Raw genomic sequence first — 7,617 nt, forward strand, 5'->3', positions numbered from 1 at the left:
GGGCTTTTCCGCTGGTATATGAAGGCGGACGGCGTCACAGACCGCATAGAAGAAAGAGTGGTGCTTTTCGAAGCAAATAGCTTCGATCATGCTTTAAATCTTGCAGAAGTGGAGGCGGCTCAGTACTGCTTAAGCGACGAGCAAGCCAACTATTGCATAGAGCCGACTGGTTGGTGGCACGCCTATTGGCTTGGTGCTACTCCTGCCAGTGGCGTTGAGGTTTTTTCCCGTGGCGCCCATACTCAGCTCGGCAATCAAGCGTTTATTCGCCGCTACTATCCAAAATCGCACAGTGCCGGTACCAAACAATGCGCTTAAATCGTTCGCTTCGCTCACTGGGACCGGCTAAAGCCGGCCCCTTAACCAAACGTTAGAGGCATCTGCTTTGAGTAACCTCGGGGCCAAAGACTCAATACGAAAGAGACTGTTTTTGGCCGCCGTTAAGAACGGTAAGCGAGAGCCAAATTTTGGCTATCAAATCTGCTCGCACTGTAGAGGCGAGGGAGATGTTTGCATCGAGCGTATCGAAGTTGGCGCGTATATAGCCGCTTTCGAGATATGCGAGAAATGCAAAGGAGAGAAAATTGTCTCCACTGCAGGCCTCTAATAATGCGCTCAACACCGTTCGCTTCGCTCACTGGACTCGCAAAAGCTACGCTTTTGCTCGCCTGTTAGCTTATTCATTAGCTGCTACAGAAATAGAGTGTACATGAACAAAATCCTCGCACTACTCATTCTTGTCACATTCTCTGGCTGTGATCTTTTCATCCCGAACGACCTGAAACGTTTCTATGCCATGGAAGACTTAATTGAGGAGAAGTATTTCAACAACCAAATCCCTGAAGTTCTTTCATTGGCAGATGAATATTTAACCTTGGCTGGTAAATACCCTGACGATTGGAATTATGGCAACGCAATTCACAAGGCCAATCTTTACAAAGGTTTAATCGCATTAGAACATGGAAAACCTGACGAGGCCGCAGCTTTCCTGCATGCGTCTGGTAACACTCCAGGCTCACCTCAGCTTGATACATTCGGTCCCAATATGCTTTTGGCAAAAGCCCTATTGGACCATGGTCATAAACAGGTCGTGCTCGAATACATTGAACAACTAAGAGTTTTTTGGGAGATGCATGACGGACAACTAGACCAATGGAAAGCGCAAATTGAAAACGAAGAGAATCCAGATTTCGGTGCAAATCTCAAATACTAAGCAGTTAACAAATGGTTCAAGCCGCTCGCTTCGCTCACTCGGGACCGGCTAAAGTCGGCCTCTTAGCTATTCGTTAGGTGCCTGTTGAAACTTAGAGGTGAAAATGGAATTTTCATATAAGGCCTGATTAAATATTGTAAGTGATGGCGGTAAGGTTAGTCGTCTTCTTAATAAGGTTTACATTGGCGATGGGTATAGGGTAAACGATCCATCATCTACCCCTTCAAATCCGCTGCCTGAGTCCTGATGCTGTGCTCCCGATCTCTTTCTGGAGCCAGCGCCTTATGATGCAACCCGACGCAAAAGTCGAAAAAGCCTACCTTCTACCCCACGCCGGTGGATTTCCGTAAGTCCATCGAGGGCCTGGCGGCCCTGATCGAACTGGATATCAAGGTCGGCGTGTTCGACTCGGTGCTGTTCGTCTTTCTCAACCGAGCTCACCCGTCCTCCACTTTATCGTGTAAGTCAGTGGATGATAAAAGACTTTAGAAAGGCAAAAATAGGCCAAAACCCTTGATTTAGAGAGGTTGCACCGATCCTCTAAAGATGAGAGCGGTTTTCAATGGCGCATAAAAAAGCCGGCTTGTGGCCGGCTTTTAGGGGGTGGTACCGGTTTGCTTTTGATAAACCGGGACCACTTTAAATTCTCGTTGCCGTTCAAGGCGTTGCCGCTGAAACGGGCCGCGACTGTAGCAAATCCAGCATGACTTGGCCACCGTCAGGCAGGGCGCGTTGCACTCGATTGCGATGCGCTTGCGTGCGCGTGATCTAACGCGCATTGAGGGCAATCAGTATCATCCCCAACACCCTGTGTATCGGCAGGCACGGGCACGTAAATCCGCATAAAAAACCCGGCCAGGCCGGGGTTTTCTCAGGCGCCGCAGGCCGTGTGGGGCCCGCGGGTTCGTGCGGTTACTGCTTTTCGTAGGCGGCGGCGGCCTTGAGGATCTCGGCGCGGGCGGCGTCGGCATTGCCCCAGCCTTCGACCTTGACCCACTTGCCTTTCTCGAGGTCCTTGTAGTTCTCGAAGAAGTGCTTGATCTGCTCCAGCAGCAGCGGCGGCAGGTCGGTGTATTCCTTGATGTCGTGGTACAGCGCCGACAGTTTGTCGTGCGGTACGGCCAACAGCTTGGCGTCGCCACCAGCTTCGTCGGTCATGTGCAGCACGCCCACCGGACGCGCGCGGATCACCGAGCCCGGTGCGACTGGATAAGGGGTGACCACCAGCACGTCAAGCGCATCGCCATCGTCTGCCAGGGTGTTGGGGATATAACCGTAGTTGGCCGGGTAGAACATCGGCGTGGCCATGAAGCGGTCAACGAACAGGCAGTCGGTGTCCTTGTCGATCTCGTACTTGATCGGCGCGTGGTTGGCCGGAATCTCGATGGCGACGTAGATGTCGTTCGGCAGGTCTTTGCCTGCCGGAATCTTGCTGTAGCTCATGGGGTCACTCCCTGGGATGGGCCAAAAAAAGTGGCGCGATTATAGGCAAATTATGCGGACGTTACCACGCCGGTGTGCCTGGCCATTGGTCGCGTGGCAGCTGTCTCACGGCGCTCGGTAGTGCGGATGCGTGGCCTTGAGGTGCTCCAGGCGCGCCAGCGGATCCTGCCGGTAAAACGCCTGCAGCTGGGTATAGACGGCCGGGTAGGCCTGCTGCAGCAGGTCCGGTGCGCTGAAAAAATATTCGCTGGTGACCGCGAAGAACTCCGCGGGATTTTCAGCGGCATAGGGATCGATCGGGGGCTCGGCGTCGGGGTCGCGGTCCAGGCGCGTATTAAGGTCGTCGAAGGCCGACTGCATGGCCTGGGCCCAGTCGCTCTGGCGCATCTGCCGGTGCAGCGGCGGCAGCCCATTGGCGTCGCCGTTGAGCATGTCCAGCTTATGCGCCAGTTCGTGGATCACCAGGTTGTAACCCTCCCACGCGCCGCTGGCTTGCACACCGGACCAGGCCAGGATCACCGGCCCCTGGTGCCAGGCCTCGCCACTGTGCTCGGCGTCCCACTCGTGCATCACGCCACTGGCGTCGCGGTGGCGCTGGGGGCTGACGAAGTCATCGGGGTAGATCACCAGCTCGTGAAAACCCTGGTACCAGTTCAGGTCGGCCAGGTGCAGCAGGGGCAGTTCGGCTTGCGCCGCCAGGAAAAGGCGCTGCTCATCGCCCAGCTCGACCCCGGCCAGCGGGGTCAGGTGTTTGCCCTGCAGAAACAGCACGGCCCGCTCGCGCAGGCGCTGGTCTTCCTCGGCATTCAGGCCGTCGAGAATCGGCAGAGCCTCGCGCACCCGGCCCCAAAGCGCATCCTCGACCGGATGTCGGGCGAGAATGCGGCGCTGACGCCAGCGGCGGAACGACCACATGCGGGGTCAGTTGGGCTCTTTGAGCGCGGTGGCCGGGCGCAGGCGATGATTCACCCAGCCGATCAACATCGGCAGCAACGACAGGGCGATGATCACCACCACCATCAACGAGAGATTTTTCTTGATAAAAGGCACGTTGCCGAAGAAGTAGCCGAGGGTGACCAGGCCGCCGACCCAAAGGACGGTACCGAACACGCTGAACGCGAAAAAGCGCCCGTAAGGCATCTTGCCTACGCCGGCGACGAAGGGGGCGAAGGTCCGCACGATCGGCAGGAAGCGCGCCAGGGTTACGGTCTTGCCGCCATGCCGGTCATAAAAGTCATGGGTGCGTTGCAGGTAGTCGCGGCGAAAGATCCTCGAATTCGGGTTGCTGAACAGGCGTTCCCCCACCGTTCGGCCGATCACATAGTTGGTGCTGTCGCCACTGATGGCCGCCAGCATCAACAGGCCGCCCAGTAGCAGCGGATCCATCGCCCCACCGGCACACAGGGCGCCGGCGATAAACAGCAGGGAGTCGCCCGGCAGGAACGGCATCACCACCAGGCCGGTCTCGCAGAAGATGACCAGAAACAGGATGGCGTAGATCCAAACGCCGTAGTTGGCGACCAGCATCGCCAGGTAACTGTCGAGGTGCAGGATAAGGTCGAGCGGGTTGAAATCCATAAGACGCCTGTTCCGGTGCGCGAGGCAAAGGGTGCGCTGGGCCTGGGAGGCGCCTGCAGTGAGGGCCGCATTATACGACCACCAGCGCGCGCTGGCTGACCAGTTTGTCGCAGATGTTTTCGAACCCCGGTCGCTGTGCCTCGAGCCGGCGTTATCGAAGAGTGCTGGCCTGCGGCCGGCGCAGGCACACGCGGTGCGGCGAGGTTCGGCATAAAGGCTGCAAGAGCCGCTAGGCCCTCGCTGGAGAATGCCTGCCATGCCATCGCAGTTAGTGGAACATCCCCAGGCCAGCCTGGCCCTGGGCCATGGCCTTGACCTGCCAACCCAGGCGGCGCGGGTGCGTGGCCAATGGTTGGCGGGACGCCCGGGACGCCCTCCGGTGTTGCTGTTGGTACTGCTGTGGGCGCGCCATTGCTCTGATTTGGGGCCGATACTGGATCGTCAACTGGATGCGCTGTTCGCCGACTACCGCTGCACGCCCCAGGGGTGGAGCGAGGTGCAAGCCGCCCGTCAGGTGCTCGCCGGGCTTAACGCCGCGCTTTACCGTCAGCGGTGGGTGCAGCCGGGGTTGGCGGAGTGTTACGCCGGCCTGCTGTTGATCCAGGACGAAGACGCGCAGTTCCTGCAGGCCGGTGCGATCGGCCTGCTGCGCTACCGGCACGGTACGCTACAGAGCCTGCCAGGACCGGACCATCTGCCCCTGGGCCGACAGGCGGAGTTGGCGTTGATTCAGCATCGCCTGCCGTTGAGTGCCGGTGAGGTGCTGCTGCTGGCGCCGCAACCATTGCTGGCGGTGGCCGATCTGCAAGGCTTCGGCGAGGCATGCCGGGGCCTGCAGGCCGGGCACTTGCAAGCAACGCTCGAACCCTTGTTGAGGGCGCCAGGTGCCGCGGCAATCCTGTTGCCTTGCATGGTCCCGGAGGGATTCGCGGGGCCCCCCGCGGACCAATGGCCAGCCTGGACGCGACCCCGCAGCGGAGACCGTGTCGACGGCTGGCGCCTGTTGGAAGCATGTCCCTATGGCCCACGACAACGGCTGTTCCACGCCCAGGACGAAGACGGCCGTGAGGCGTTGTGCTGGTTGGCGGAACAGGCCGCTGACGAAGCGTTCTGGCAGCGCGAGTGGGCGCTGCGGCGCTGCTCGGCGAGCAGCCTGCCGCGGGTGCTCTCGCCCTGGGAACCGCGCCACCATGCCTTTACCTTGCTCGAGCCACCTGCGGCGGGCATGCGCAGCTTGGTCGACTGGGCGGCGGCGCGGGGGCCGCTGGACGCCTCCAGCCTGATGGCGCTGCTGGTGCCCTTGATCGAGGCGGTGCGGGCATTGCAACGACGGGGCCTGCAGGGCTTATGGTTGCACCCGCGGCAGGTGCTGGTGGGCGAGGACGGTGCGGTACTGCTGCTGCCCGATCAGGCGGCCCTGATACCCGGCGTGGCGCGCCAGCCATTGCCCGCCGATGCGCTACCCCTGGCGCCTGAACTGCGTGAAGGGGGCAGGGTGGATGGACGAGCGGATCAATTCGCCTTGGCGGCGTTGAGCTACTGGTTGCTCTGCGGCCAGTGGCCGGAAGTGGCGCGCCGACGAGCATCGGCGGATTGCCGTTACGTGCCGCTGGCGGGGTTCAATCCACAATTGCCCGTCGGCTGGGACGGGGTTCTGGCCAAAGCGCTGGCACCCCGGCCCGAGGCTCGTTTCGATGCGCTTTCCGAACTGCAACAAGCCCTCGAAGCGCCGCTGACGTCGGCGCGGCGGCCGGCGTGCCCTGTCCTCTCGGGTTGCCTGGCCGCGGCATTAGCGCTGGGTGTCGCGCTACTCCTGGGCCTGTGGCTGCGCGGCTAAGGGCGCGCACCTCAGCTCAGTCTTCGTTGATCGGCAGTACATAGTTCTTGAACTGAGCGTCTTCGATAAAACCGATCGACTCGTAGACCTTCTGCGCCACCTCGTTGTCCCGGCTGGTCGCCACGCGCATACGTACGGCCTGGGTTTCGCGGGCCATCTTCTTGGCGGTTTGCAGCAGGCGGTCCGCCACTAGCTGACGCCGTGCATCCTCGGCCACGTAGATATCGTTGAGGATCCACACCCGCTTGAGCGCCAGGGAGGAGTAGCTGGGATAGAGCTGGCAGAACCCCATCAACTTGTCATCGTCATCGGCCAGGGCCAGGTAGATCACCGACTCCTTGCGCCGCAGGCGGGTTTCCAGGAACTTGCGCGACGAGTCGGGGAAGGCACGTTCGCCGTAGAATTCGCGGTACTTGATGAACAACGGCGTCAGCAGGTCCAGATGCTCGAGGGTGGCTTGGACGATGCGCATGGTGGACCTCTACTTCAGGGGGATGGGGCTGTTAGCCGATGCTGCCTCAACGAGTATAGAAAGCGCAATCAAAGCAAGCGTTTGATTTGTCGCAGTGCGCAGGCCGCCTCTGTTTCTGTCGTCCGTGGACCGGGGTAGCCTTACGGCGGGACCTGATGGTGCGGCAATACCCGCCGTCAGTCCGTCTCGACTACCTGCAGGCTGGGACCGCGAGCCTTGAGTTCGCCGCCCAGGGTCATAACGATATAGAGCTCGGCTTCGACATCTCGGGCTTCTTCCGTCGTCGGCACCTTGAAGCGCAGGCTTTGGCGCTGCCAATCCTGGGCGCCGACGCTCATGCCAGGCTCGCTGGACTGGTTGAACAGTATGGCCCGGTTCGGCATCGAGCGCGGCTGGTCCGGCGTCTTGCCGCGCAGCGTCAGGCCCAGGCCCGTGGGGCCCAGGGGCTCGCCGTGACTCTGGTCCAGCGTGCCGGACAACTCGACGGAGAACTCCAGGGTTTGGCCATGCAGCTGGCTGACATCGATGCGCTGCGCCAGGTGGGCCCAGACCTGCTCGTCCACGCGCTTGATCGACAGTACACCGTCGAGGCTCGAAAATTCGTAGGAAGGTACCCCCGCATGCTGGGAGGTCAGCCAGGGCTCGGCGATCTTGTTGGGTTTGTTAGCCTTGCTTTCAAAGCGTGGATTACCGATCAGGCCGGGTTCGGGTGCGATGTAGGCGGGTGTTCCGACTGAGGGCGAACAGGCGCACAGCAGCAGGGTTGCCAGGCTGAACAGCACGCTGCGAATGACCATCGGGACGCCTCCTCGGGAAAACGCCGATTGTAAACGGCGCGTGACGTACCGCGCCATGCCGGGTATTGGCCCGGCATGGCGAGGCGCTTAGGCGCCGGTCAGCATGGCGTCGGCGGGGGCCTCGGCGCGGTGGCGGGCGGTCAACTGGAAGTAGACGAAGCCCACCGCCATAAAGCCGAGGAAGACCAGGCCGATCACCGGGTTGAACCAGGCCATGGCGGTCAGGCAGACCAGCGCCAGGGCCAGGGCGATGCCCGGCACCACGGGGTAACCCGGG

At 60.7% G+C, this 7,617-nt stretch carries 9 protein-coding genes and 1 pseudogene; 4 read left to right on the forward strand and 6 right to left on the reverse strand.

Going from position 1 to position 7,617, the window contains the following annotated elements:
* From ABWY06_RS22305 to tnpB, 3 genes are all read left to right on the forward strand, one after another.
* A partial coding sequence (locus ABWY06_RS22305; protein WP_353927783.1) for a hypothetical protein occupies positions 1-318 on the forward strand: 318 nt, incomplete at its 5' end.
* Between the two features lie 391 nt (positions 319-709).
* Positions 710-1,213 (forward strand): hypothetical protein, encoded by a 504-nt coding sequence (locus ABWY06_RS22310; RefSeq protein ID WP_353927784.1) that lies wholly within the window; start codon positions 710-712, stop codon positions 1,211-1,213.
* Positions 1,214-1,549: 336 nt separating this feature from the next.
* Entirely contained in the window at positions 1,550-1,702 is a 153-nt protein-coding gene (gene tnpB / locus ABWY06_RS22315; RefSeq protein ID WP_353927785.1) for an IS66 family insertion sequence element accessory protein TnpB, read from the forward strand.
* A gap of 423 nt (positions 1,703-2,125) precedes the next feature.
* Here the strand turns inward: tnpB and ppa are convergent, their stop codons facing one another.
* The 3 genes from ppa to ABWY06_RS22330 form a co-directional block, all read right to left on the reverse strand.
* On the reverse strand, positions 2,126-2,656 hold the full coding sequence (gene ppa, locus ABWY06_RS22320) for an inorganic diphosphatase (RefSeq protein ID WP_353927786.1): 531 nt from the start codon (positions 2,654-2,656) through the stop codon (positions 2,126-2,128).
* Between the two features lie 105 nt (positions 2,657-2,761).
* A complete protein-coding gene (locus ABWY06_RS22325; protein ID WP_353927787.1) occupies positions 2,762-3,571 on the reverse strand; it encodes a M90 family metallopeptidase in 810 nt (269 codons plus the stop codon).
* 6 nt (positions 3,572-3,577) lie between these two features.
* Complete coding sequence (locus ABWY06_RS22330; RefSeq protein ID WP_353927788.1) at positions 3,578-4,234, reverse strand: DedA family protein; 657 nt, start codon at positions 4,232-4,234, stop codon at positions 3,578-3,580.
* A 256-nt stretch (positions 4,235-4,490) separates the two neighbouring features.
* Between ABWY06_RS22330 and ABWY06_RS22335 the strand changes: the two genes are divergently transcribed.
* Entirely contained in the window at positions 4,491-6,071 is a 1,581-nt protein-coding gene (locus ABWY06_RS22335; protein WP_353927789.1) for a protein kinase, read from the forward strand.
* A 16-nt stretch (positions 6,072-6,087) separates the two neighbouring features.
* Here the strand turns inward: ABWY06_RS22335 and ABWY06_RS22340 are convergent, their stop codons facing one another.
* From ABWY06_RS22340 to ABWY06_RS22350, 3 genes and pseudogenes are all read right to left on the reverse strand, one after another.
* Entirely contained in the window at positions 6,088-6,543 is a 456-nt protein-coding gene (locus tag ABWY06_RS22340) for a GNAT family N-acetyltransferase (RefSeq protein ID WP_353927790.1), read from the reverse strand.
* Positions 6,544-6,719: 176 nt separating this feature from the next.
* The gene (locus ABWY06_RS22345) at positions 6,720-7,340 is read right to left on the reverse strand and encodes a hypothetical protein (protein ID WP_353927791.1); all 621 of its coding nucleotides are present in this window, start codon (positions 7,338-7,340) and stop codon (positions 6,720-6,722) included.
* 87 nt (positions 7,341-7,427) lie between these two features.
* Positions 7,428-7,617, reverse strand: a pseudogene (locus ABWY06_RS22350) (ethanolamine permease); the annotation flags it as partial.

The sequence above is a fragment of the Pseudomonas sp. genome (assembly GCF_040514055.1).
Classification (GTDB): domain Bacteria; phylum Pseudomonadota; class Gammaproteobacteria; order Pseudomonadales; family Pseudomonadaceae; genus Aquipseudomonas.